At 42.1% G+C, this 25,738-nt stretch carries 18 protein-coding genes; 16 read left to right on the top strand and 2 right to left on the bottom strand.

The genetic code is table 11. The annotated features are described in order from the left end of the window. Positions 1-4 precede the first annotated feature (4 nt). The 5 genes from dnaX (at position 5) to LP316_RS07775 (ending at position 7,950) form a co-directional block, all read left to right on the top strand. Positions 5-2,179, top strand: coding sequence for a DNA polymerase III subunit gamma/tau (dnaX, locus tag LP316_RS07755; protein WP_193023742.1), 2,175 nt, complete (start codon positions 5-7; stop codon positions 2,177-2,179). 56 nt (positions 2,180-2,235) lie between these two features. After that, positions 2,236-2,562: a YbaB/EbfC family nucleoid-associated protein gene (locus LP316_RS07760; protein ID WP_193023743.1), complete on the top strand. Its 327-nt coding sequence runs from the start codon at positions 2,236-2,238 to the stop codon at positions 2,560-2,562. Positions 2,563-2,776: 214 nt separating this feature from the next. Beyond that, the gene (gene imuA / locus LP316_RS07765; RefSeq protein WP_193023744.1) at positions 2,777-3,454 is read left to right on the top strand and encodes a translesion DNA synthesis-associated protein ImuA; all 678 of its coding nucleotides are present in this window, start codon (positions 2,777-2,779) and stop codon (positions 3,452-3,454) included. A gap of 5 nt (positions 3,455-3,459) precedes the next feature. After that, positions 3,460-4,860 (top strand): Y-family DNA polymerase, encoded by a 1,401-nt coding sequence (locus LP316_RS07770; RefSeq protein ID WP_193023745.1) that lies wholly within the window; start codon positions 3,460-3,462, stop codon positions 4,858-4,860. A gap of 9 nt (positions 4,861-4,869) precedes the next feature. After that, positions 4,870-7,950, top strand: coding sequence for an error-prone DNA polymerase (locus LP316_RS07775; protein ID WP_193023746.1), 3,081 nt, complete (start codon positions 4,870-4,872; stop codon positions 7,948-7,950). Positions 7,951-8,088: 138 nt separating this feature from the next. Here LP316_RS07775 and LP316_RS07780 read toward each other — a convergent pair whose 3' ends face one another. Next, positions 8,089-8,868, bottom strand: a complete 780-nt coding sequence (locus tag LP316_RS07780; RefSeq protein WP_193023747.1) for a hypothetical protein — start codon at positions 8,866-8,868, stop codon at positions 8,089-8,091. Positions 8,869-9,063: 195 nt separating this feature from the next. Further along, positions 9,064-10,872: a phospholipase D-like domain-containing protein gene (locus LP316_RS07785; protein ID WP_193023748.1), complete on the bottom strand. Its 1,809-nt coding sequence runs from the start codon at positions 10,870-10,872 to the stop codon at positions 9,064-9,066. Between the two features lie 633 nt (positions 10,873-11,505). Between LP316_RS07785 and LP316_RS07790 the strand changes: the two genes are divergently transcribed. The 11 genes from LP316_RS07790 (at position 11,506) to htpG (ending at position 25,736) form a co-directional block, all read left to right on the top strand. Beyond that, entirely contained in the window at positions 11,506-11,844 is a 339-nt protein-coding gene (locus LP316_RS07790) for a hypothetical protein (protein WP_193023749.1), read from the top strand. 21 nt (positions 11,845-11,865) lie between these two features. Then, positions 11,866-12,210 carry a hypothetical protein gene (locus LP316_RS07795; protein WP_193023750.1) on the top strand — a complete coding sequence of 115 codons (345 nt, stop codon included), beginning with the start codon at positions 11,866-11,868 and terminating at the stop codon, positions 12,208-12,210. A gap of 13 nt (positions 12,211-12,223) precedes the next feature. Next, positions 12,224-12,694 (top strand): hypothetical protein, encoded by a 471-nt coding sequence (locus LP316_RS07800; protein WP_193023751.1) that lies wholly within the window; start codon positions 12,224-12,226, stop codon positions 12,692-12,694. 18 nt (positions 12,695-12,712) lie between these two features. Next, on the top strand, positions 12,713-13,315 hold the full coding sequence (locus LP316_RS07805) for an HdeD family acid-resistance protein (RefSeq protein ID WP_193023752.1): 603 nt from the start codon (positions 12,713-12,715) through the stop codon (positions 13,313-13,315). A gap of 19 nt (positions 13,316-13,334) precedes the next feature. After that, positions 13,335-13,649, top strand: coding sequence for a DUF3302 domain-containing protein (locus LP316_RS07810; protein ID WP_193023753.1), 315 nt, complete (start codon positions 13,335-13,337; stop codon positions 13,647-13,649). Next, positions 13,643-14,581, top strand: coding sequence for an HlyD family secretion protein (locus LP316_RS07815; protein ID WP_193023754.1), 939 nt, complete (start codon positions 13,643-13,645; stop codon positions 14,579-14,581). Before LP316_RS07810 ends, LP316_RS07815 begins: the two co-directional genes overlap by 7 nt. Positions 14,582-14,597: 16 nt before the next feature. After that, on the top strand, positions 14,598-16,016 hold the full coding sequence (locus LP316_RS07820) for an efflux transporter outer membrane subunit (protein ID WP_193023755.1): 1,419 nt from the start codon (positions 14,598-14,600) through the stop codon (positions 16,014-16,016). A 244-nt stretch (positions 16,017-16,260) separates the two neighbouring features. Further along, positions 16,261-19,494 carry a VPS10 domain-containing protein gene (locus LP316_RS07825; RefSeq protein WP_193023756.1) on the top strand — a complete coding sequence of 1,078 codons (3,234 nt, stop codon included), beginning with the start codon at positions 16,261-16,263 and terminating at the stop codon, positions 19,492-19,494. Positions 19,495-19,610: 116 nt separating this feature from the next. After that, the gene (locus LP316_RS07830) at positions 19,611-22,844 is read left to right on the top strand and encodes a VPS10 domain-containing protein (RefSeq protein ID WP_193023757.1); all 3,234 of its coding nucleotides are present in this window, start codon (positions 19,611-19,613) and stop codon (positions 22,842-22,844) included. Positions 22,845-22,937: 93 nt separating this feature from the next. After that, positions 22,938-23,543, top strand: a complete 606-nt coding sequence (recR, locus tag LP316_RS07835; protein WP_193023758.1) for a recombination mediator RecR — start codon at positions 22,938-22,940, stop codon at positions 23,541-23,543. 231 nt (positions 23,544-23,774) lie between these two features. Then, entirely contained in the window at positions 23,775-25,736 is a 1,962-nt protein-coding gene (htpG, locus tag LP316_RS07840; protein WP_193023759.1) for a molecular chaperone HtpG, read from the top strand. Positions 25,737-25,738 lie beyond the last annotated feature (2 nt).

The raw sequence follows: 25,738 nt of genomic DNA on the forward strand, positions 1-25,738 counted from the left end.
TTTAATGAGTTATCAAGTTTTAGCGAGAAAATGGCGACCTAAAGACTTTTCACAGTTAATGGGTCAAGAGCATGTTGTAAGTGTACTTTACAATGCGCTTGAGCAAGAGCGATTACATCACGCTTACTTGTTTACTGGCACACGTGGTGTAGGTAAAACAACCATAGCTCGAATTTTCGCTAAAAGCTTGAACTGTGAGCAAGGTATCTCGGCGAATCCTTGTGGTCAATGTGATACCTGTCTCGACATCGATAGTGGCCGCTATATTGATTTATTAGAAATTGACGCAGCCTCGAAAACCAAAGTAGACGACACCCGGGAGATTCTCGATAACGTACAGTATGCGCCTTCTCGCGGACGCTTTAAGGTTTATTTAATCGATGAAGTACACATGCTTTCTCGAAACAGTTTCAACGCCTTATTGAAAACGCTAGAAGAGCCACCTGAGCACGTAAAATTTATTTTAGCGACAACGGATCCCCAAAAACTGCCAATCACCGTGTTATCGCGTTGTTTGCAATTTCATTTAAAAGCGCTAACCGTTGAACAAATAAAACAACAGTTAGCGACAGTATTAGACGCGGAGAATGTTCCTGTAGAGCCAATGGCACTAACGGCTTTAGCTAAAGCTGCGCGTGGCAGTATGCGCGACTGTTTGAGTTTAACCGATCAGGCTATTGCTCAGGGGCGTGGCGCAATAAGCTTTGACAATGTTCAAGCGATGCTTGGTGGTGTCGATCATCAATGGGCGTTTAATATTTTAACTTGTTTGATCAAACAAGATGGACAGGCATTAATGGCGTTATCTCAAGAAATAGCGACCTATGCCCCAAACTACAGCCAAGTGCTGGTCCAGCTTATTCAGTTACTGCATCAAATAGCACTAGCGCAAGTCGTTGGTAATCATTTTGATTATACTGACGAACAAGGTGTATTGTTCGAGAAACTCTGTCAATTGATGAGTGCGGAAGATGTTCAGCTGTTTTATCAAATAGCTTTACAAGGCCGTAAAGACCTATCATTAAGCTTAGATGAGCAAGCTGGTTTTGATATGGTGTTGTTGCGCATGTTAGCGTTTCAACCAATGGCCCGGCCAACGGCTCAGCCTCAAGCCCAACCTATTGATAGTCAAGCTGATATAGCATCATTAAACATGCTAGCAACTCAGGTAGCCAAACCTAATAGCCCTGTACCTCAAGCAACAGCTGAACAGCCAATTGTCGAGCAGGCTGCTTTTGATCAGAAAAGTGTTGAACAAGTAAACAGTGAACAACCTGTAACCGAGTCGTCGGTTGCTAATTCAGATGTAACAGAAAAAGTCGCTACATTAAATTCTGAACAAGCTGAAATACTACAACAGGCAGCGCAACAAGGCTTTGATAGCCAAGTTGAGCAAACTGCCGTTGCAGAAGATCCTGCGCTACAAATACAAAGCGATGAGCCCGCACCATTGGAGAGCGCTCTAGTCACACCAAGCGAATTTACTGATCACGCCGAACAAAGTTTTGAACCAAATAAAGCGCAAAACCAAGAGCCTTCGGAGCTATCAGTATCAGCTCAAAGTACAGCACCTGATACTAATTTATCAGCGGTCACTAGCGAGATCCTTGCGACCCGTAATATGCTACGCAGTCGTAAGAAGGGGTTAGATAAGCCTGAAAAAAAGCTTGATGACGCCAATGAGCGTCAACCAATCCCTGCATTAAATGCGAGTACTGATTTACCTGATGAATCAGCGTTACCTGAGCAGCCTTATTCGCCAGAAATTATTGACCCCGCAACCATTAAAAAAGCTAATCAAGTTGATAAATGGGCTTTTATGATTGATGCGATGGGCTTAAATGGGCGTATCAGGCAGTTGGCAATCAACGCAGTTATCTCTGATAAGTCAGACGATGATAATTTACATTTATTGCTCGATCAAAACACCAAGCATTTACAGAGCGAGTCGGCTCATGAGCAGTTGCAAAGTTTTATCTCTCAGTACTTGAAAAAGCCAGTGACTGTTCATATAGAAGTAATAGAACAAACACAAACTGCGCCGTTTAATATACAAACGGATATTAATGAAAAGCGATTAGACTACGCAATTGAAATCATTAAAAGTGATGAAGTCGTACAACGCTTAACTACAGAATTTCAAGCTCAATTGGATGAAGCGTCAATTCAACCGCGCTAGTTGAGCAATCAATTTTTAAACACAGCGATGCTGTGTCGCTATTTTGGAGAAAGAAAATGATGAAAGGCGGAATGGGCAATTTAATGAAGCAAGCCCAGCAAATGCAAGCGAAGATGCAAAAGGCACAGGAAGAAATTGCTAACATGGAAGTCACTGGTGAAGCTGGTGCCGGTATGGTTAAAGTCACGATGACAGGTAGTCACAGCGTTCGTCGTGTAGAAATTGATGAAAGCCTGATGGAAGACGATAAAGACATGGTTGAAGATCTAGTCGCTGCAGCCTTTAACGACGCTGTTCGCCGTGTTGAAGAAGCCAATAAAGAGAAGATGGGCGCGTTAACGGGCGGTATGCAAATGCCACCTGGTTTTAAAATGCCGTTCTAACTTGTAGTTATATGAAAAAGCCGACTTCTTAGTCGGTTTTTTGTTTTCATTATCTCTTATTCATGAGCAAACGCCGTTTTTAAGTCGCCACTTTTTAAATCTTATTTTCTTATTACTTCATAGCCATAGCGACTAACACGTCGTTAGATCCTCAACGATCCTTGCATGATAAAACACCTGTATATATACTGTACGTGTATACAGGTATTTTATCATGCAACATTTAATAGAAACACTACAAAATAAACAATTGATTTGGCAAGGCAATGCCAAACAAAGCAAGCGCGGTTGTCATTCAACAGGCCATAGTGAGCTCGATAAACAGCTCAATGGCGGCTTTCCTGAATCAGGGATTATTGAGGTTTTATCAGACATTGCTATAGGTGAATTGCGTTTACTCTTACCTACATTAACCGATCAAAGTAACCGGTTATTAGTATTTATAGCGCCACCTGGTGGAGTTAATGGGCACTTTTTATTAAACCAAGGCATAGATCTTAATAAAGTGATTGTCATTTACCCTGAAGATCAAACCAGTGCACTGTGGTCAGCAGAGCAGTGTTTGAAGAGTGGCGCTTGTTATAGTGTGGTCATGTGGGCATATGAAAGCTTAGCGATTCATCAAGTAAAGCGCTTAAAGCTGGCAAGTGAAAAAGGGCAATGCCGACAATTTATGATGCGCCGGCAACGCTGTGAAAGCCTGTCGTTACCGGTTGACTTAAGCATTAGTTTAACTGCTGCTGATAACGGCTTAAATGTTCGAGTAAACAAACAAAAGTTTGCGTGGCCGAGCGCGCTTTTTTCTCTTAGTATGCGGGCAAAGTGGCCCAAGCTTACGAAAACACAGCTTGCCGATAACGTTATTGTCTTTCCTCATACGAAGGTGGGTTAACGTGTATGTCACTGTGGCTTTATTTACATTTTCCTGCGCTACAGCTTGATAGCTTATTTGGCGATGAAACGTTACCGGTAGCGATTGTTGATAGTAAAGCGAGTACGGTTGTTCAATGTAATGTGCTGGCAGTACGCTCTGGTATTAAGTTAGGCATGGGATTAGGTGTTGCGGCGACTCTGTGTCATCAATTACAGGTCCACCCATATCAAGAGCAATATGAGCGAGATAAGTTAAAGCAAATAGCGAACTGGCTGTATTTAGTGACGGCTGATATTAGCTTGTTCGAGCCTGATGGCTTGTTGATAAAAGTGAGCGATATGTTGAGTTTATATCCGAATCTAACAACCTATTGGCAAGCGGTTCAGGAGCATTTAAATAAGCTAGGTGTTCGTTATTATTACGCTAGTGCTTATTCTGTTTATGGTGCTCGTTTATTGGCACGAGCGCATGAAAATAACATCCTAGACGATAAGCAACAGCTAGCTCAGAGTATAGGCAGCTATAGCCTTGAAGCGACTGATTTACCGAGTAAAACGGTCATTAACTTACGGCGAGTTGGCATACAAACAATTGCTGATCTACAGCGTTTAGCGCTAGCTGATATTGGTAAGCGATTTGGTCTAGATATCGTCACTTATATCGGTAAATTAACAGGACAATTAAAGCACCCGGTTGAATATTATCACCCACCTGAGCAGTTCCTGCATTATCTTGAATTACTCTATGAAATGAGTAACCTCGATTGGCTTAAAAAGCCGTTATCGAAAGTGTATAGCTTACTTGAAACTTTTCTGCGTATGCGCAATAAGCACGCAAGAGAGCTTATTGTTACCTTGCATCTACGCGATAAAGCCGACCAAAGCCTTACTGTGGCAGCAGGGCAGGGTGAATATAAAGCGGATAAATGGCTAACCTTAACCTTGTTAAGGTTTGAATCACTAACACTACAAGCCCCAGTTGTTGGTATTACGGTTCAAGCTAAGCACCTGATCCATAGTGTGGTTGAAAAAAATGATTTATTTGTTGGTCGGCAAGGCGAGTTATCAGCTAACGAACTCATCGCTATGCTGCAAGCAAAACTGGGTAACAATCAAGTTCAGGGGGTTAAAGCGATTTATGATCATCGGCCAGAGTATGCCACCAAGCCCTGTCAGCCATTACAAACAAATCGGCCAATTGAGCCTCAATCAGTAGGTGTTCAACCCGGCTTTATTCTACCAACGCCACTGCCTTTACAAGAAAAAGTCGTTATTGAGCATGGGCCATCGCGTATTGCTGCTGGTTGGTGGGACGATAACGAAGTGATCAGAGATTATTTTATTGCCCGTACGGAAAGTGGTCGGTGGCTTTGGGTTTTTCGGACACCAGAGCAGCACTGGTTTGTTCATGGCTTATTTAGTTGAGTTTGGCTGATGAGCTACGCAGAATTATTTTGCCAAAGTAATTTCTCTTTTTTGACCGGCGCTTCGCATCCTGAAGAGTTGATCCATCAAGCCGAGTTCTTGGGTTATCAAGCATTAGCAATTACCGATGAATGCTCGGTTGCTGGCGTAGTAAGAGCTCACAGCGCGATTAAAGAACACCAACTCGGTATTAAACTGATTGTCGGTAGTATGTTTTGGCTAACTGATGAATTACAAGTGGTGCTGTTGTGTCCATCTCGTCATGCTTATGGTGAATTGTGCCGTATTATTACCAATGCTAGGCGACGCAGTGCAAAAGGTCAGTATCAATTAGCCGAGTGGGATTTAATGAGTATTAAACACTGTTTCGTACTTTGGTTACCTCAAGGTCATAAAAAAGATCACGATTGGGGCGAATGGCTTAGACAATATCACAGCAATCGTTTATGGCTTGGTTATCAGCGTCATTTACTCGCTTGTGATGATGATTATTTACAGCATTGTTTGATATTAGCTAAACGCTTTGAAATAGCGATGTGTGCTTGTGGCGGCGTATTGATGCACAACGCAACTCGGCTCCCATTACAACATACGTTAACGGCAATTGCTCAAGGTCGGCCAGTGGCTAAATTAGGCTGTGAATTACTTGCTAATAGTGAGCGTTCACTCCGCTCAATTGGTAAGCTTAATAGGTTGTTTAATGCTACATGGTTAAAAGAAACGGTGAGGATTGCTCAGTGTTGTCAGTTTAATTTGGATGAATTGAAGTACGAATATCCATCTGAACTAGTACCGAAGGGGCAAACAGCTATGGGCTATTTAAAAGCTTTAGTTGCTAAAGGTATTAAAAAGCGTTTTCCCGAAGGTGTTAAGCCGTCTATTCAAGCAACAATAGAAAAAGAACTATCGCTCATTGAAGCGTTAAATTACCCCTATTATTTTTTGACCATTCACGATGTTGTGATGTTTGCTAAAAGCCAAGGGATTTTATTTCAAGGTCGAGGCTCTGCGGCAAACTCTATTGTTTGCTATTGCTTGGAAATCACCTCCGTTGACCCTCGGCAAATTTCAGTGTTATTTGAGCGCTTTATTAGTAAGGAACGCGATGAGCCCCCTGATATTGATGTTGATTTTGAGCATGAACGACGCGAAGAAGTCATTCAATATATCTACCAAAAATATGGCCGTGAACGCACAGCACTTGCCGCTACCGTCATCCGCTATCGATTAAAAAGTGCGATAAGGGAAGTGGGTAAAGCATTGGGTATTGAAGAAACTCAACTCGCTTTCTTTATCAAAAATATAAATCGGCGTGATAAAACATTAAATTGGCAAAGCCAAATTGTCGAGCTAGGACTAGATCCTGAGTCTAAGCAAGGTCAACATTTCATTACCTTAGTCCATGATATTTTAGGGTTCCCACGCCATTTATCGCAGCATGTTGGTGGCTTTGTTATTTCATCAGGCCCTTTATATGAATTAGTCCCCGTTGAAAATGCAGCAATGGCTGAACGAACGGTGATCCAGTGGGATAAAGACGATCTAGAGTCTTTAGGCTTACTCAAAATCGATATACTAGCCCTTGGTATGCTAAGTGCCATTCGCAAATGTTTTGCCTTAGTTGAGCAACATTATCAACGGCAACTCTCTATTGCTCAGATCACTGCGATGCCTGATGATCAAGCGGTATATCAAATGATCCAACAAGCAGATACTGTTGGGGTTTTTCAAATTGAATCGCGCGCGCAAATGAGTATGTTACCGCGCTTAAAGCCTAAGACATATTACGATTTAGTGATCCAAATAGCGATTGTGAGACCTGGCCCAATTCAAGGAGATATGGTTCACCCTTTTTTGAAAAGGCGTAATGGCGAGGAAAGCATTGATTACCCATCTGAGGAAGTTAAGTCGGTACTTGAACGTACGTTAGGCGTGCCAATTTTTCAGGAGCAGGTGATCAAGCTTGCCATGGTGGCTGCCGGCTTTACAGGTGGCGAGGCCGATCAACTACGGCGTGCAATGGCGACCTGGAAGAAAAACGGCGAGCTGATAAAGTTTAAAACCAAATTAACCCAAGGAATGCTAGCACGCGGTTATACAATCGATTTTGCCGAGCGTATTTTTCAACAAATTTGTGGCTTTGGTGAATATGGTTTTCCCGAAAGTCACTCGGCATCGTTTGCCGTACTAGCGTATGTATCTGCTTGGTTGAAATATTATTATCCCGTCGCATTTTATACATCGCTACTCAATAGTTTACCTATGGGTTTTTACAGTGCTTCGCAACTTATTCAAGATGCGAAACGCCACGGTATTGAAGTGTTACCCATTTGCCTTAATCATTCACACCACGATCATATCCTTGAAGATATTCAAACAACTAAAGCACTTAGACTCGGCTTTCGATTAGTAAAAGGCTTATCTGAGCAAGGCATTAAAACCTTAATAGCGCATCGCCCTCAACAAGGTTACTCAAGCATTGGCCAGTTACAGCAACTCAATATCAATGCCCGAGATATGCAGTTGTTGGCCAGTGCCGATGTGCTGAAAGTATTAACCGGTAACCGCTATCAAAGTCGGTGGGCATTAATGACTAATGAAAGTGAGTTACCCCTGTTTGCCAATTTACCCCAAGTGAACGAGCCTAAACAGCAATATTTATTTGCGCCTTCAGACTACGACACATTAATTGAAGACTATGCGGCAACGGGCTTAACCTTAAATCAACATCCTATTAGTTTATTAGACTGTGCAAACCAGTTACCTAGGTTTAGTCGTATGCAAGCACTAACTTCACTGTCGCATAAGTCCTTTGTTACTGTTATTGGTGTTGTTACAGGTAAGCAATCACCGGGAACCGCATCGGGGGTGACCTTTGTTACGCTTGAAGACGATACTGGTAATATCAATGTTGTTGTTTGGGCAGGAACAGCAAGAGCACAAAAAACACCGTTTATGTCGGCGAAGATACTGATGGTTAAAGGGATTTTAGAGCGAGAAGGGGAGGTGGTTCACGTCATTGCTGGCCAGTTAACCGATCTAACCGATAAGCTGGCTAATTTAGCATCACAGTCACGAGAGTTTAAGTAAGTTTTGAGTGTTTAGCGAAGCAATGCTTAACAGTGCTATAGGCAATGAATATTTGCGGGGAAGTGGCGACTGAAATAGGTGAAAACGAGCTAATAACGATTAGCTCGCTCGGGAGAAAGTACTAAAACTATTAGGTGATTAGAACTTATAGGCAACGCCAATTGTAGGGCCTTTTGTTACGGTATCATACTGAAAGTAACCCGGTTCCGAAATTGTTGAGCTATTTTCATAATCAACCCATGTCGCTTTGTAACCAAAGTTTACGTGGACAGCGTCAGTAGCTTGCCATTCAAAGCCTGTGTATAAGGTCGATGTAAAATCACTTTGTAGACCTAAACCACCAATATCAGCTCGGGCGTGGAAGCGCCAATCAGGAGCAAAGCTATACCAGTATCTAGCACCAATAACGGCATCAACCCAGTCTTCCTTGTGCTTAACGCTTGGGTCACTCGGTAGATTGTCTAAGTGCAAACGGGCTGAGATATCGTTATCCCACCAACGGATACCACCAAAGTAATCAATGGTGTGGTTATCAAACTCTTGGCGTTTAAAAGCAAGCCCTTCTAAAACACCTTGGCGAGTGCGAACAGACGCAACACGACCCAGAATCGGTGTTTCAGTTTTGTCGCGTAAATCCATGTAAGCGTAGTCAAGAATGAAACCCCATTGTGTTGCTTTGTTATACGCTTCAAAGTGCACCATTAAAGCGTTATCAAGCTTATCTAAAATATCATCGAACTTGACGTCAACAGGTAAGTCATTCGCTCGGCCAACACCAGCATCGCCTGAAATTGATGTCCCTTGAACATAAAGTTCACCTGTAAACTCCCAGTCAGAGTCTGTTTTATTTGCTTGAGCTTGTGCCGGTAAAGCTAAAACGGTAGAAATCAGGGCTAATGTAGATAGCTGTTTAAGCATGATTACTCCTTCAAATGCTATTTTATTTAAGTAAAATTTTGCATGTAAAGCTAAAAGATGCGTAAAGGATATGTTATCTGGAAGCGATAATCTTAAGATAAGTGTTACTTAAATGAATGAAAGTGTAACGTGTAAGGGTAGCCCACTGTCTTAAATCAATAAGCTACCCATGGGGTTGAGTTATTTTGAGTGGTATTAGAACTGCCATTTTAAGCCTGTGCGTATTAGATCTGTGTAGATTTTACGTTGACGTTTCGTGCTTCGTCCCTTTAAACCACCAACATCGATTAATTGCTTTCGCATCTCTAGCCATTGTGGTGTTCCCCAGAGGTAAGCATTCGCCTTCAATTGATCAAACGCACTGACAAGATCGGCTCTTAACTCATCACCAGCAAAGAAAAAGCCCATTTCGTTATTGTATAAACGAGAGCGATAATCTAGGTTGGTTGTGCCGATAAAACCAATACTATCAGAAAACATAAATTTAGCATGGAGTTTTCCGTAAACACTTTCACCGCCTAAAATATCAGAATCAAGCTTGCCAATTTGGTAAATCTTTATCCTGGGATTACTGATTGCATCTAGGTATGCTTGGCTGTTAATAAAATCAGCATTAAATTCACCTTTGTTCCAGTCATCTTGCCAAACTTTTACCATGTCAGGTGTCATTAATAATCGCGGCGCCATATCTTGGTCAATCATTGCTTGAGTAAAGAAATTATCACTGGTTAATACCGAGTTTGTAATAATTTCAATGGTTCGCTCGGGATCTTCGTCAAGCCAGCGGTATAAATCTTCTCGCTCATCCATAATCACTTTACCGGTTGGCGTTTTATATTCAGCGAGAAATAGATACGGCGACACTATTTTGAGGTGTTTAACTTGCTCACTTTCTTTATCGTTGCGCTTAAGTAATGCGACAATTGAATTGGGATTTGAATTGAGGTTCTCAACGCGATTTTCTACAACATCTGTTGATTCTAAATTGCCGAGTTCATGAGCAAGTCTGACTTGTGCTGGTTTAAAATCTTGCTTGATAAATTCAGGCATTGTTTGATAGTACTTATCAAACAGCTCAAAGCCCTTTAGTTTGCTCAAGGCGTTTTGTGCTTTTATTTGCTCAGCGTAGTAAGGCAGTACTGAGGTTATTTGCTTATTGCCACGATTTAAGTACAAAATGCTCATGTATGCTTGAGATACCGCGCCCAAAGAACTCAAGTCGCTCGGTTTGTAATCGCCAGTTTTAAGTAGTATTTCGAGGTCTTTAAACGTGTCTTTGTTAACTTTTCCGTCAGTTGTTATGCCATAGTAATCAAGTGATACATTACGTCCACCTGTTATAACCATAGCCTTGTCAGGAAACGCGGCATCAACAACCAACATCTTGTCATGCGAGCGACGGTTAACATTGACGAAAACTTTAGATAGTGCGTTGAAAATGACAATCTGAACTCTTGCTTTACGGGTAGTTAACTCGCCATTGCTATTCTTCATATAACCCGCTGACTGTTCACAATTTTTAAGCGCTTTTAATTCGCCATGATTAATCCCGTATGAGCCAATCGAATCAACCATTAAGCGAACATCAACACCGCGTTTAACCGCATTACAAAAAGCACCTAACATAGCATTGCCAATAAGATCTCTTGCGAATATGTAGTAGGTTGCATCGATGGTGTGTTCGGCATTTTCTATCATCCAAATTTTAGTGGCGATTGAGCGAATACTATCTTCGGTTGTCAGGCCTAAAATTTTAGCTTGTGCACTGTTGACTGGTGTTTTTGAATCTAGCGCAAGCTTGATTGGATCAATGCCGCTCTTTTTTAGCTTACTTTGAGAAAAAATGGTACGAACGTAATATAGATCGTCTATTTCAGGTGCGCTGACACTTGGTTCAACTACACACTGTTTACTAGAGGCATCATCTTCACATGTCGACGTTGTACTGCATCCCCCTAATAAAATGCTCAATAATAACGTAAATAAAAATACCTGCTTATTCATGCTTGCACCGCCTTATGCAACGGAAGTTTTTAAAGTTATCGTGGAACGCCGACCATCGTATTTTTGTAGCAGTATTTAACTGTTGTTAGCTTAAATGCCGCTTTAATTTGACTCTTTAATCGACAATAAAACGTCAATTATCGCTTCCTACCGTTAAATTGATCTTGTTGTATGGCAGGTGACAACACGTATCGGCTGACAAGTTACTGTTAACATTGCCATTATCATCTTAGAAAAATCTCTTTATTTTCAATATGTAGATTAGCAGGTAATGCTTTAATTTGTAAATGACTAGGCCTGTGATAGCAGGATCACCAAGGCAAAGACTAAAAACTTTTCAACAATTCATCGTGTTTCGTTAAATAGGTCCAGTGCGTGAGTGGCACCGCTAACCTAAAACAATCGACTTATAAAACACGTTTTTACCGTTTTTAACCTCACTAAAACAACGCTTCATTGGAATTACATATTTACACAATATTAAACACAACAGTCCTATTTTTAATTGGCCATTAATTTAAACTTTACTCAGCTTTAATGAAATGTGAATAAATTGATAATTTGTTGATTTATTTAATATGTTTTACAGATTAACCGACCGTGCAGGTAGGTAACAAATGAAGGAAAATAACCATGGCTTTATTCGGACATGACGAGAAACAAGATCTTAGACTTGATTCGCTAGAGCAACACGTACGCGGTTTGTCACAGCTTGTACAACAAACTCAAATGGATATCGCAAGTTTAAATTTAACAGTAATGAGTATTCAAACTCAGCTAGCTGACAAATTATCAGCGAAGGAACTAGATCCAGCCTTTGAAACACTTAACAACGAGATTAAATCAGCGCGCGTTGAACTTGATCGTGTTAGTGAAGCGGCTTCAGATACTTGGCAACCTCTTCAAGCAGGCGTGAGTGAATCGTTATCGCGTTTACGAGAGCAAGTTGAGCAACTAAAGGCAGACAAGTAAATAACCCCGGAGGCTTATAGCATGACAAAAGATGCATCATTAAGTGAGTTAGAGAAACTACGCGAAGAAGTGGCTGAACTCAAGGCTACGAAACAAGCTGTTGAGCAGTCGCTTGTGCAAGATGCTCCAATAGCTGATGAAGCCGAGCCACCTGTTCAAGCTATGGCACAAGACGCCGTTGAATCACCAACCGAAGAACACAAGGTTACAGACGATAGTGAAAAAGCCGAGCAGCAAGTTACTTCAGATCAGGCACAACTTGAAGAGTTAAAAGCGCTATTAGCGAAAGAGATCAAAGACTTGCCAACGGTAACCACACTAGCTGTGTTTTCTTTAGGGATTTTAATGGGGCGCTACTTGCGCTAGTTAGGAGATAGATATGAACGAACTACTTATGAAAGTAAAAATATTATTTCGCTCTGAAATGATGCTACTGAAGTCTGAGAGCAACCGTCGTGTTAACACGGTGCTATTAAGCGCAATTTCAATTGGTGCGCTATTGATTGGTGTTGTCTTCTTTAACATAGGTCTCTTTTTTAAATTCACTGAGCAAGAGGTGTATTCCTCATCAGCGTTTTGGTTAGCGCTATTAAACTTAGTTATTGCTGCCATTCCTTTATTAATTGCTAAGCAAATTAAGCCGGGTGCACAAGATCAAATGATCGAAGACATTCGAAATATGGCGATGGATGAGCTAACTCAAGATTTTAATAAGGTTAACCAAGAAGTTGAAGAAGTTGGTCAGAGTATTAAAAACGTAAAGTCGAGCATTTCAAATATTGGCTCGGGAAGTTTAACTGGTATGGGTCCATTGCTTGGTTTAGCAATTGATCTTTTGAAGAAAAAGTAATTTAACGGAGAATTTATTATGGCATTTTTATCTGATAGTGTAAGAGCTTCAGGGCAACTTGGAACAGGGTTTGGTATTAGTATTGTAATACTGGGCATTATTTGTTTGATAGCCCCTTTTGTGACAGGCCTAGCAACCACTGCGATGCTTTCTGTACTTATTCTAGCTGCAGGTATTACAACACTTGCCTATGTGTTTAATGCAAAGTCATTTGGTGCAGGTGCATTACAGTTTGTTAGTGGCGCACTAATCACTGCATTGGGTAGTTACATGCTAGCAAACCCAACTGAAAGCTTAGGGGCGTTTACCATTGCCGTTATTGCTTATTTACTTATCGATGGTATTTTAACAGTTGTTACGAGCTTTAAGTTAAAACCAATTAGTGGTTGGGGTTGGACATTAGCAAGCGGTTTAAGTAGCTTATTGCTTGGTGGTTTACTATGGTACCAATGGCCATTGTCAGGTGCTTTTGCCATCGGTATTTTAGTTGGTGTTCGCTTGATTTTTGCAGGCTGGTCGTATGTGATGTTAGGTGCTGTCACTAATCAAGTAGGCAATGAAATCGAAAAAGAAATCGAAAAAGAAATCGATAACGAAACTGAAAAAGCAATAGGCGTGTAAACGCCTGTAAGGATATAAAATGACTGGTTTGGATTATTTTGCTTGGGTTGTGTTTATCACCATTATTGTTGCAGCTTTAGCGATAGTGGTGGCACTGTGTAAAATCCCTGGAAAGATTGCAAAAGATAATAATCACCCACAAGCTGAAGCGATCAATGTTGCTGGTTGGCTTGGGTTGTTACTTTCTTTTGGAGTGATTTGGGTAATCGCGATTATTTGGGCAAAAACCAAGCCAGTAACAACTAATGTCCCTTCGGAAATTGAAGATATCAAAGCATCGATTGCTCAACTTCAAAAGCAGTTGGAAGCAAAACAAGGAGATGATGCATGTTAGTTTTTTGTACGATAATATTTATAGCACTGTTATTTGTCTTAATTAAAATTAATGTACTACCTAATTCATCAAAGACTTGGGCGCTTCTGGTTCCATTTGAGTTCTTCTTGATCCTAGGGTTTTTCATCCCTTTGCAATGGGGCGCACCAGCAGCTGATGTGAGAGCACTAGCCTATACTGTACCAATTACGCCGAACGTTGCCGGTCAAGTAACTGAAGTTTTGGTTGAACCTAATGTTGAAATTCAAAAAGGCCAACCGCTGTTTACTATTGATCCGACGCAGTACGAAGCGGCGCTTGAAGGTTTACAAGCACAGCTTGCCCTAGCTAAGACGCGTTTAAAGCAATCTGAAGAGCTAGCCAAGCAAGACGCGGGCTCAATTTATGAGTTACAAGCTTATCAAGCACAAGTTCAAGGCCTTGAAGCGCAGATCAAAAACGCTCAATGGAACTTAGACGAAACGGTTGTTAAAGCGCCAACCGATGGCATAGTAACAAACTTAGCCTTACGTCCGGGTCAGCGTGTAGTCAATGCACCTAATTATATGGCGATGTCGTTTACTGATACCTCAGAGATTATTCTAGGCTCACAAGTATTGCAAAACTTTAGCCGTAATATTAAGCCCGGCAATATTGTTGAAGTTACCTTCAAAGCTTATCCAGGCAAGGTTTATGCAGGTGAAGTTGTTCATATGATTCCAGCAACAGCTCAAGGTCAATTTGCTAATACAGGGATGAATATTACGCCACAAAGTAATCAAGCAGGCCCGTTCTTTGTTAAGATTAAACTTGACGACGAAGCTTTTCAAAATGAGTTAATACCTGGTTCAATGGGCACGGCTGCTATATATACCGAGAACGTGCAAATGGCACATGTCATCCGCAAGGTGATGATCCGTATGGATGCTATCATGAACTTTGTTAAACCATAAGTTAACGGAGTAGCTGATGAAACTTAACTATATTGTGGCCGTGTTTGCGACCATGTCATTACTTGGCTGTGAGGTTAATCAACCGCCAGTTAAGGAAGATATGTACAAGCAAGTCATGCCTGAAACCAATCAAGCGCCGGCGAGTCAATACAGTGAAATTGCCAATGCCGCGATTGGTGAAGTCCAGGACGGCTGGTTGAAAAACTTTAATGATCCCAAGTTAGAAGCAATTGTTGAAGAGGCTATTCGCAATAACTTAAATTTGCAAGCTGCTGTAGCCAAACTTGATGCCGCTTCGGCTATCGCTGTGCAAGCGGGCGCTGAGTTAAAACCTGTAGTAGGTATTGGTGGTCAATTTGGCAATGATCAACTGTTTTCAAACAGTGGTTACCAAATAGAAAATGACGCAATCGCGTTATCGATGTCGTGGGAATTAGATTTATGGGGGCGTATTCGCTCGCAAAAAGCAGCCGGAGAAGCTGCCTTTGAAGCTACTCAATATCAAGTGATGTGGGCGTATCAGTCGATTGCTGCGCAAACGGCGAAAATCTATTATTTGCTAACCGAAGCGCAAATGCAGCAAGGCTTAGCACAAGAAGCGGTTGAGCTCTACGAAAAAACCTATGACATCGTTGCCGCTAAATTTAAACAAGGGCAAGTTACTCAACGCGAAGTCTCCTTAGCTAGTGCAAATGTTGCGTCAGGTAAAGCGACAGTGCGCAAAGCACAGAGTGCTTTATTACAAGCTTCTCGGGCATTGGAAATTATGTTGGGTCGTTACCCTGCTGCGGAAATGGCTGGTGCAAAAGATCTTAGCGCGAGTTTACCGCCGATCCCTGTGGGTTTGCCATCTGAACTGCTCGAGCGTCGCCCAGATATTAGAGCTGCAGAAAGAGCTGCTGCTGCTCAGTTTTATCAGATTCAGAAAGCTGAGGCGGCCAAATTACCTAAAGTATCACTAACTGCAGGGGTTGGTTCAGTTTCAAATGATTTAACTCAGATCATTTCGTTGGGCAACAACTTTTGGTCAATTGGGACAAATTTCGTTGCCCCAATCTTCACTGGTGGTGCACTAGAGGCTCAAGTTGATATTGAATCTGCAGGGTATCGACAAGCCATGGCCAATTACGGTTTAACCGCGCTTAAAGCATTTAGTGAAGTTGAACAAGGTTTAGCAAATGAAACACTATTGCGTGAGCAACAAGAGTACTTGATGCAAGTGGTTGCAGACTCTAAAGAAGCATTGCGTGTTACCAATACTCAGTTTAATGTCGGTAAAGTTGATTTGCTTTCCGTTATTCAGCAGCAAGGTCAGTTAATTGGCGCCAAAGTCAACTTACTCAATATTAGAGACGCGCGTTTACTGCAGCGTATCGATTTACATCTTGCATTAGGTGGTGACTTTCAAAATACACCTAAAGTAGTGCCAGAGTAAGCCTTACTTAGTTAAAAAAACTAATATAAAACAAAAGCCTTTCCAAAAATAGGAAGGGCTTTTTTATTTCTATAACGGCAAACCTCTCGCTATTAATTTCACGTTTGCTTTTTAACTGACGAAATCCACAATTGGTCGAGAATATTATGATTTACGCTATTCATTGGCTATATTGTCAAGCACATAATAAAAATTATTGGTGTTCACCGAGCATGAAAATTCATGCTTTCAATAGGGAATATATATGTCATTTAAAAAACCTTTAATCGCGATGGCGATTGCCGCTTGTGCAATCTCAAGCCATGCCTTCGCGACAATTGATACCAGTTTATTGGCGGGTTTAAAAGCTCGAAATGTGGGGCCTGCTGCAACTAGTGGCCGTATTTCTGATGTTGAAGCCGTAGTCTCAAACCCTAATATTATCTATGCGGCGGCAGCGTCGGGTGGCATTTGGAAGTCGGTCAATGCGGGCTTAAATTGGCAGCCTATTTTTGATGAACAAGATTATGCATCGATTGGCGCAATTGCCATTAATCAAGCCATTCCAGATATTGTTTGGGTCGGTACTGGCGAGGGTAATGTTCGCAACTCGGTTTCTATCGGTGGTGGCATATATAAAACGCTCGATGGCGGGAAAAACTGGCAAAAACTTGGTTTAGAAAAAACCGAACGGATTAATCGCATTGTGTTACACCCAACCAACCCAGATATTGCTTATGCAGCGGCAATGGGGCAGTTATGGGGTGAAAATGAAGAGCGCGGCATCTACAAAACGATTGATGGCGGGAAAAGCTGGCAAAAGATTTTGTATGTTAACGAAAAAACCGGTGCCACCGATATTCGCATCGATCCAACTAACCCAAATAAGCTGTACGCCTCAATGTGGCAGTACCGTCGTTGGCCATATCGCTTTGAATCGGGCGGTGAAGGCTCTGGCCTCTATATTTCAAACGATGGCGGTGAAACTTGGCAGGAAAAAACAGCCGCAGATGGTTTACCAACAGGTGACTTAGGGCGTATTACGATTGAAGTTGCGCCGAGCCAGCCAAGCACTGTTTACGCATTAGTCGAAGCTGAAAAAAGTGCCTTGTTGCGCTCTGACGATGGCGGTGATAGCTGGCGTACAGTCAACGATGATGTTGGCGTAAGCGACAGACCATTTTACTACGCGGAAATTGAAGTTGATCCAAACGATCCCGATACCATCTATAACATCGCGACATTTTTGCGCCGCTCTATTGATGGCGGTAAAACCTTTACGAAGTTAGATAAGATTGATTGTTGTGCCGCCGGTAATACTATTCACATTGATAATCACTCGGTGTGGATCAACCCTGAGAACTCAAAACACATTATTTTAGGCAATGACGGTGGTGTCCAAATTACCCAAGACAAAGGCGATAGTTGGCGTTTTGTGCAAAATTTGCCTATTTCACAGTTTTATCACGTTCGTGTTGATAACGGTCATCCTTACAATATTTACGGTGGTTTGCAAGACAATGGCTCTTGGCGAGGCCCTGCTGAAATCTGGCAAACAGGCGGTATTCGCAATGTTCACTGGCAAGAAATTGGCTTTGGTGACGGCTTTGATGCGATGGCGTTTCCTGATGATATCACACAAGGCTACAGCCAATCTCAAGGTGGTTACTTGAGCCGTTGGAATTTAACGACAGGTGAAGAAAAGCTGATTCGTCCTAATTCGCCGAGCCCTGATGTAGAGTTACGCTTCAATTGGAATGCCGGTTTAGCACAAGATCCGTTTAATAACGACACGATTTATTACGGCAGCCAGTTTGTTCACAAATCAACAGATCGCGGTGAAACTTGGCAGGTTATTTCTGATGATTTAACGACCAACAAGAAAGAATGGCAGCGATACAAGGATTCAGGCGGTTTAACCCCCGATGTTACTGCTGCGGAAAATTATACGGCGATTATAACGATTGCACCGAGCCCAATTAAACAAGGTGTGATTTGGGTAGGTACCGATGATGGTCGTATTCACGTGACGCAAGACGGTGGTAAATCATGGCAAAGCGTTGAGTCTAAAGCACGTAAAGCACCTGAACATGCCTTTATTCCGCATATTCAGCCATCTAAGCACAAAGCTGATGAAGCCTTTATCGTCTTTGATAATCACCGTAGTGGTGATATGAGACCCTATATTTTTAAAGCGTCTAAGTTTGGTAAAAAGTTCACCGATTTAACCACTAAAAATATTAAAGGCTATGCCTTATCAGTCGTGCAAGATCACGTTGATGAAAATCTATTGTTCTTAGGGACTGAACTGGGTTTATACGCGACCACTAACGGTGGTGATGCTTGGTTCAAATGGACACAAGGCGTGCCAACGGTGTCAGTGATGGATTTAGCCATTCAAGAGCGTGAAAATGATCTTGTTGTCGCCACCCATGGCCGTTCAATTTACGTGATTGATGACTACAGCGCACTGCGTGGCATGAATGACAAAACCTTAACACAAGCGTTGGCATTATTGAGTGTCACCGATGGTCAACAATATGTTGCTAATCGCGCGCCATCAACCCGTTTTTGGGGTGACGCTGCCTATGTTGGCGAAAATGAAGCTTATGGTGTTGTCTTGACAGTCAATGCCGCTGGTGATCACTTACCACATCCAGATAAAGCGCAAGAAAAGGCGCGCTTGGATCGTTTAGCTAAAACTAAAGCCGCTAAAGATAGCGATAAAAAATCAGCAGAAGCGACGGTTGTCGTTACTAATAGGCAAGGTAACGTGGTTCGTACTTTTAGAACGAACCTTCACCAAGGGGTGAATCGTATCGTTTGGGGCATGGAATCTGACGGTGCTAAAGCGATGCCTGGTAGTCCGGCAAGTGATATTCTTAGCCCTGGCCCACAAGTACCACCGGGTGAATATAACTTTACAGTGACGTTAAACGATCAAACGATAACGGCTAAAGCGAACGCGTTAATCGATCCGCGTTTCGATGTGAGTGTGGCTGATCTTGAAGATAACTACCAACAGCAACATCAAGTTGTTGATATGTTATCGCTAGTGGCAACGGCTGCACACAAGCTAGCGGATAGTAAAAAGGACATTGAGCTTATCCAAGCGGTCGCGAATAAGGCACTTAGCGAAGTAAAAGAAAATAAAGAAGAGCACATAGCCAGTAAGTTAAATGAAACCGCTGATAAGTTACTCAAGCAAATTGGCGAGCTTGATAAAGGCTTGCGCTCATTGCCAAATACCAATGGTATTGTTGATGAAAGCTATAAGGTAACGTCGAAAATATATACCGCTTGGGGCTATGTCGGCAGCACTTATGGCAAGCCTTCACCCACGGCGGCGTTCTTTATTGAAGAGGCGAAATTAAGCCTGACGCAAAACGTTGATAAGATAAATCAGTTCTTAACAACAGATCTAGCGACTTTCAAAGCAGATTTTGAAAAATCAGGTATTCAGTTACTGTCAAACAGCGAGGCTATCTCGCTAAATTAACGTAAAAAACGCCCAGCATTGCCTGGGCTTTTTTCTACAAGGATGCAGATTAATTGTGAGCTCTTATGGATAAGCTATTTCACACGTTTATATGTTTAAAATATAAGGTCAAAATAATGAAAAAAGTCCTGCCATTTATTGCCACGGCACTTGCCCTAGCCATTTCTCAAAATAGCGCTATCGCAAAAGACGGCGCGAATGATGCAAGTATTTATGCCAATATTCCAATGCGTAATTTGGGCCCAGGCGTTACCGGCGGTCGCGTAAGTGATTTTGCCGTTAACCCTAACAATTATAGTGAGTATTACGTTGCTACTTCATCGGGTGGGTTGTGGAAAACAACCAATGCCGGTACAACGTGGAGCCCGATTTTTGATAGTCAGGCGAGTTACTCGTTAGGCGATGTGACACTAGATCCCAATAACGCAAATGTTGTTTGGGTCGGTACAGGTGAAAACAATTCACAGCGCTCAGTTGCTTATGGTGACGGGATCTACAAGTCAGTAGATGGCGGAAAAAGCTGGCAAAACATGGGGCTTAAAAACTCAGAGCATATCAGTGAGATTTTAGTCGATCCACGTAATTCAGATGTTGTTTACGCGGCTTCACAAGGCCCGCTGTGGAGTAAAGGTGGTGATCGCGGCTTGTTTAAAACAACTGACGGCGGGCAAACATGGCAAAATGTTTTAAATATTAGTGAACATACAGGGGTTAGTGATATTGCTTTTGACCCACAAAATCCTGATGTTATTTACGCAACCAGTTATCAACGTCGTCGCCATGTCTGGACATTAATTAACGGTGGCCCAGAATCAGCCATTCACAAATCAACCGATGGCGGTAAAACTTGGCAAAAAATTACCAACGGCCTACCAAGTGGTGATTTAGGCCGCATCGGCATAGATGTTGCGCCAAGCTCGCCTAATATTATTTACGCGATTGTTGAGTTGCCAAACGATAAAGGTGGTTTTTATCGCTCAACCGATTATGGTGCAAGTTGGCATAAGCAAAGTAGTTACGTTTCTGGTTCACCACAATATTATCAAGAAATCGTGGTCGATCCGAAAAATCCAAATCGCGTTTATTCGCTCGACACCTACATGATGGTAACCGAAGATGGCGGTAAAACCTTTACCCGTGCGGGTGAAGCGCATAAACACGTTGATAACCACGCACTGTGGATCAACCCCAATAATACTAATCATCTTATTGTCGGCAGTGATGGCGGCGTTTACGAGTCGTTTGACCGAGCGAAAAATTGGCGCTTTTTCGACAATATGCCATTAACTCAGTTTTACCGAGTGACCGTAGATTACGATTTACCGTTTTATAATGTTTTTGGTGGTACGCAAGATAACGCATCGTTAGGCGCGCCGCACAGAACAACGAACACGTCAGGTATTAGAAACTCAGATTGGTTATATACCCAGTTTGGTGACGGCTTTAAAACCGTGATTGATCCAAGCGATCCAAACATTATTTATTCACAATACCAATACGGTGGTCTAGCGCGCTTTGATAAACGCTCGGGTGAGCGCGTGCAAATGCAGCCCGTATCACCAGATGTTAATGAAGCGCAGCGCTTTAACTGGAATTCACCATTATTAATTAGCCCGCATAATAATGAGCGTTTATATTACGCCTCACAGCGAGTGTTTAGCACTAACGATCGCGGTGATACTTGGCAAGCTATTAGCCCCGATTTATCGCGTAATTTAGATCGCAATAAACTCGAGGTGATGGACAAAATTTGGGGAGTGGACACTGTCGCGAAAAACAAGTCGACGTCGTTTTACGGCTCGGTGGTATCACTGACCGAATCACCAGTAAAAGAAGGCGTATTGTTTGCAGGTACTGATGATGGCTTAATTCAAGTGACCGAAAATGGCGGTGAAACTTGGGCTAAAACGAAATGGCCGAAAAAAGTGCCGGAAAATTCATATGTGAGTGACTTAGAAGCATCACTATTTAATGCGTCTACGGTATTTGCTACCTTTGATAATCACAAAAAAGGTGACTTTGCGCCATATGTTTATCGCTCAGACAACTTGGGTAAGAGCTGGAAAAATATCACCGGTAATTTACCTAAGCGCGGCAGCGTTTACACCATTGTGCAAGACCATGTAAATAAAGACTTATTATTTGTGGGTACTGAATTTGGTGTGTTCTTTAGCCAAACCGGTGGTGAAAACTGGACACAATTAAAAGGTAACATGCCAACCATCGCAATTCGCGATTTAGAAATCCAGCGCCGAGAAAACGACTTAGCAATGGCATCTTTTGGTCGCGGTTTCTTTATCTTTGACGATTACACGCCACTTCGTCAATCGGCTAAAGAAGTAAAAGCATCACCAGCAACGTTATTCCCTGTCCGTAAAGCCATTCAGTTTGTTGAATCTGATCCTATGGGCTTGCCGGGTAAATCAATGCAAGGCGCTGATTTCTATTTCGCTGAAAACCCCGCTTATGGCGCGGTATTTAGCTACTACGTCAGTGATGATTTCACAACGTTAAAAGCTAAACGCCAGAAAAAAGAAGCGCAATTACGCAAAGACGATAAGCCGGTTTACTACCCAACTTGGGAAGAGTTAAAAGCAGAAGATCTTGAGCAAGCGGCAAAGTTAGTGTTCACAGTAAAAGATATGGACGGCAATGTCGTTCGTCGTTTAACGGCGCCAGCGCGTAGTGGCTTTAACCGTATTGCGTGGGACTTACGATACCCAGGCTTTGGTGTTATCTCGAAAAACGTCGATAAAGACAGCGGCCCATTTGTTGTACCAGGTACATATCAAGTCTCGTTGTCGAAAGTGGTTAATGGCATAGATACCCCTTATGAGGGTAGCCAAAGCTTTGAAGTTGTTGCCTATGAGAATCGCACCTTCAAGAGTAATGATCGCAATGCCGATTTAGCCTTTGATATGAAAGCAGGTCTACTAGCTTCGGCGATTAACGGTGTTCAAGCACAAGTTAAAGCATTAGCAACGCGCATTGACAATATTGGCTATAGTGCAACTCAAACGCTAAATGCGTCACAAGATATGCACTCTAATGTTGCGCAAATGAAACGCGAATTGGCTGAAATCAAATACCAACTTAACGGCAATAGTGTAATCGCTATGCGCGCAGAGCCAACGCCAACCTCGGTCCAAGGGTACATCGGCTACTTGTTATGGAGCAGAAGTGAAAGTACAGGTCCGGTTTCGGGCCAGCAAAAACTACGTTATAACCGAGCTGCTGAAGGTTTTGATGTGGTTTATCAACGCACTAAAGCACTGACAGAGTTAGTTGAAACACTTGAAGGCCAATTAAAGCAAAGTGGCAGTAATTTTTTACCCAATTCACGCTTTTAACGGCTAAACCAAACTGTGGGGTCAGAGTCAATTGACTCTGACCCCATTTATTTTATACTTAGCCAAATTTTCAAATCTTCCTATGACGACAGCATGAAGTTTAGTCCTCTCGTTCAAGAACTTATCGACTCGTTAAAATGTTTACCAGGTGTTGGCGCTAAAACTGCACAACGCATGGCTTTTCAATTACTTGAACGCAATCGCAGCGGTGGTGAGAAACTTGCGCATTCGCTAGCAAAAGCGATGACTGACGTAGGGCATTGCCAGCAGTGTCGAAATTTCACCGAAAGTGATCTTTGTGAGATTTGTGCAAGCCCGAAACGCCAATTGGCGACTCAACTCTGTATCGTAGAAAGTCCGGCAGATGTTATCGCAATTGAACAAACCGCTGAATTTCAGGGGCGCTATTTTGTTTTGATGGGGCACTTATCACCACTTGATGGTATTGGGCCGAACGATCTTGGCTTAGATATCTTGGAAAACGAGTTGTTAAAGGGACAAATTACCGAGCTTATTTTAGCAACAAATCCAACCGTAGAAGGTGAAGCAACCGCTCATTACATTGCAGAAATGGCAAAGCACTACCAAATCACAATATCTAGAATTGCTCATGGAGTACCGGTTGGTGGCGAGCTTGAATATGTCGACGGCAACACCTTATCACATGCGCTTTCGGGCAGAAAAAATTACAATATCTAGTTCAAACAGATGCAGTTAACATCACTGTCATAGACCGCTGTGTTGTTAAAACGACAAAAATTAAGTTGATTGCCTCAGCCAGTTTATTGATCAGATAAAATTTTCATTTCACTCCTTGAATTGCTTTTTGCTATCCCCATATATTTTTTAACTGTGGTGATATAGCTCACCCAACCTTTTCAATTTACCGATATGCGGTTTAGTTAAGTAATACCAAAGGAGATGTTTCAGATGTCTGAGACGAATAATCAAGAAGTTCATGGCTTTCAAACCGAAGTAAAGCAACTGCTTCAATTAATGATCCACTCTTTATATTCGAACAAAGAAATTTTCTTACGTGAGCTTGTCTCGAACGCTGCAGATGCTGCAGATAAGCTGCGTTTTAAAGCGTTATCTGACGCAAGCCTTTTTGAAGGCGACGGTGAATTGCGTGTGCGAGTGAGTGCCGATAAAGAAGCAAATACCGTGACTATCTCGGATAATGGTATCGGTATGACTAAAGACGAAATCATTACCCATTTAGGTACGATTGCTAAATCAGGTACAGCTGATTTCTTTTCGAAATTATCAGGTGATCAAGCAGCAGACTCGCAATTAATTGGTCAATTCGGTGTTGGTTTTTACTCAGCGTTTATTGTCGCCGATAAAGTCACTGTCCGCTCTCGCGCCGCTGGTGTATCAGCTAGTGAAGGTGTTGAATGGACATCTGCCGGTGAAGGTGAATTCACTACGGCAACCATTGAAAAAGCAAATCGCGGTACTGACATTATCTTGCATTTAAAAGAAGACGAGTCTGAATTTGCCGACGAATGGCGCTTAAAGTCAATTGTGACAAAGTACTCAGATCACATTTCTGTTTCGGTTGAAATGTTAACGCCAGAAGTACCTGCCGTTGAAGCAAAAGAAGAAGTTAAAGACGATGAAGGTAATGTCATCTCACCAGCGGTTGAAGCTCGTGACGCAATCCCTGCAAAATGGGAAGCTGTGAATAAAGCTACCGCTTTGTGGACGAGAGAAAAAGCCGATGTTTCAGAAGACGAATACAAAGAGTTCTACAAGCACGTATCTCATGACTTTGCCGATCCATTGTTATGGGAACACAATAAGGTAGAGGGTAAAACCGAATACACCTCATTATTGTACATTCCGTCAAAAGCACCCTTTGATTTATACAATCGTGAAAAGCAACACGGCTTAAAATTATACGTTCAGCGCGTTTTCATTATGGACGATGCAGAGCAATTCATGCCGACATACTTGCGTTTCGTCAAAGGTTTATTAGATTCAAACGACTTACCACTAAATGTTTCTCGTGAAATTTTACAAGATAACAAGGTGACTCAAGCGATTCGCAAAGGTTGTACTAAACGCGTGCTTAAAATGTTAGAGCGTTTAGGTACGAAAGACGCAGAAAAATACCAAACGTTTTGGAATGAATTTGGCCAAGTCTTAAAAGAAGGGCCTTCTGAAGACATGGCGAACAAAGATGCCATCGCTAAATTATTACGTTTTGCTTCAACTGAAAACGATAGCGATATTCAAAACGTGTCATTAGCGCAGTACATTGAGCGCATGAAAGAAGGTCAGGACAAGATCTACTACGTTGTAGCTGATAGCTATGAAGCTGCTAAGAATAGCCCACACTTAGAGGTATTCCGCAAGAAAGGTATTGAAGTCTTATTGCTCTCTGATCGTATCGATGAGTGGCTGATGTCACACTTAACAGAGTTCGACGAAAAGCAATTGCAGTCAGTAGCTCGCGGAGGTTTAGACTTAAGCAACTTAGATGACGAAGAAACAAAAGAAGCACAAGAAAAGCTTGAAAAAGAATTCGATGATGTTGTTAAGCGCATTAAAGATGCATTAGGTGATCAAGTAAAAGATGTGCGTATCTCAAATCGATTAACCGATTCACCAGCGGTAATCGTAACAGACGATCACGACATGAGCGCGCAGATGATTAAGTTGATGGAGTCTGTTGGTCAAGCAGTTCCTGAAACAAAACCTATTTTTGAAATTAATGCTGAACACGAACTTGTTCGTCACGTTTCTGATGAAAGTGACGAAGATAAATTCAAGCAATGGACGCAAGTGCTATTCGATCAAGCCATGCTAGCAGAACGTGGCAGCTTGAAAGATCCTGCAACTTACGTCGCTAGACTAAACAAGTTAATGCTAAGTTTAACCAAATAGGT

Origin of the sequence: Thalassotalea sp. LPB0316, from assembly GCF_014898095.1 — a bacterium.
Lineage (GTDB): Bacteria > Pseudomonadota > Gammaproteobacteria > Enterobacterales > Alteromonadaceae > Thalassotalea_G.

Excerpts from the sequence above, each read along its gene's own strand:
- LP316_RS07770 (WP_193023745.1), top strand. The coding sequence starts at position 3,460 with ATGTCACTGTGGCTTTATTTACATTTTCCTGCGCTACAGCTTGATAGC.
- LP316_RS07780 (WP_193023747.1), bottom strand. The coding sequence starts at position 8,868 with ATGCTTAAACAGCTATCTACATTAGCCCTGATTTCTACCGTTTTAGCT.
- LP316_RS07775 (WP_193023746.1), top strand. The coding sequence starts at position 4,870 with ATGAGCTACGCAGAATTATTTTGCCAAAGTAATTTCTCTTTTTTGACC.
- LP316_RS07810 (WP_193023753.1), top strand. The coding sequence starts at position 13,335 with ATGACTGGTTTGGATTATTTTGCTTGGGTTGTGTTTATCACCATTATT.
- htpG (WP_193023759.1), top strand. The coding sequence starts at position 23,775 with ATGTCTGAGACGAATAATCAAGAAGTTCATGGCTTTCAAACCGAAGTA.
- LP316_RS07790 (WP_193023749.1), top strand. The coding sequence starts at position 11,506 with ATGGCTTTATTCGGACATGACGAGAAACAAGATCTTAGACTTGATTCG.
- LP316_RS07805 (WP_193023752.1), top strand. The coding sequence starts at position 12,713 with ATGGCATTTTTATCTGATAGTGTAAGAGCTTCAGGGCAACTTGGAACA.
- dnaX (WP_193023742.1), top strand. The coding sequence starts at position 5 with ATGAGTTATCAAGTTTTAGCGAGAAAATGGCGACCTAAAGACTTTTCA.
- LP316_RS07800 (WP_193023751.1), top strand. The coding sequence starts at position 12,224 with ATGAACGAACTACTTATGAAAGTAAAAATATTATTTCGCTCTGAAATG.
- imuA (WP_193023744.1), top strand. The coding sequence starts at position 2,777 with ATGCAACATTTAATAGAAACACTACAAAATAAACAATTGATTTGGCAA.
- LP316_RS07760 (WP_193023743.1), top strand. The coding sequence starts at position 2,236 with ATGATGAAAGGCGGAATGGGCAATTTAATGAAGCAAGCCCAGCAAATG.
- recR (WP_193023758.1), top strand. The coding sequence starts at position 22,938 with ATGAAGTTTAGTCCTCTCGTTCAAGAACTTATCGACTCGTTAAAATGT.
- LP316_RS07825 (WP_193023756.1), top strand. The coding sequence starts at position 16,261 with ATGTCATTTAAAAAACCTTTAATCGCGATGGCGATTGCCGCTTGTGCA.
- LP316_RS07795 (WP_193023750.1), top strand. The coding sequence starts at position 11,866 with ATGACAAAAGATGCATCATTAAGTGAGTTAGAGAAACTACGCGAAGAA.
- LP316_RS07785 (WP_193023748.1), bottom strand. The coding sequence starts at position 10,872 with ATGAATAAGCAGGTATTTTTATTTACGTTATTATTGAGCATTTTATTA.
- LP316_RS07830 (WP_193023757.1), top strand. The coding sequence starts at position 19,611 with ATGAAAAAAGTCCTGCCATTTATTGCCACGGCACTTGCCCTAGCCATT.
- LP316_RS07820 (WP_193023755.1), top strand. The coding sequence starts at position 14,598 with ATGAAACTTAACTATATTGTGGCCGTGTTTGCGACCATGTCATTACTT.
- LP316_RS07815 (WP_193023754.1), top strand. The coding sequence starts at position 13,643 with ATGTTAGTTTTTTGTACGATAATATTTATAGCACTGTTATTTGTCTTA.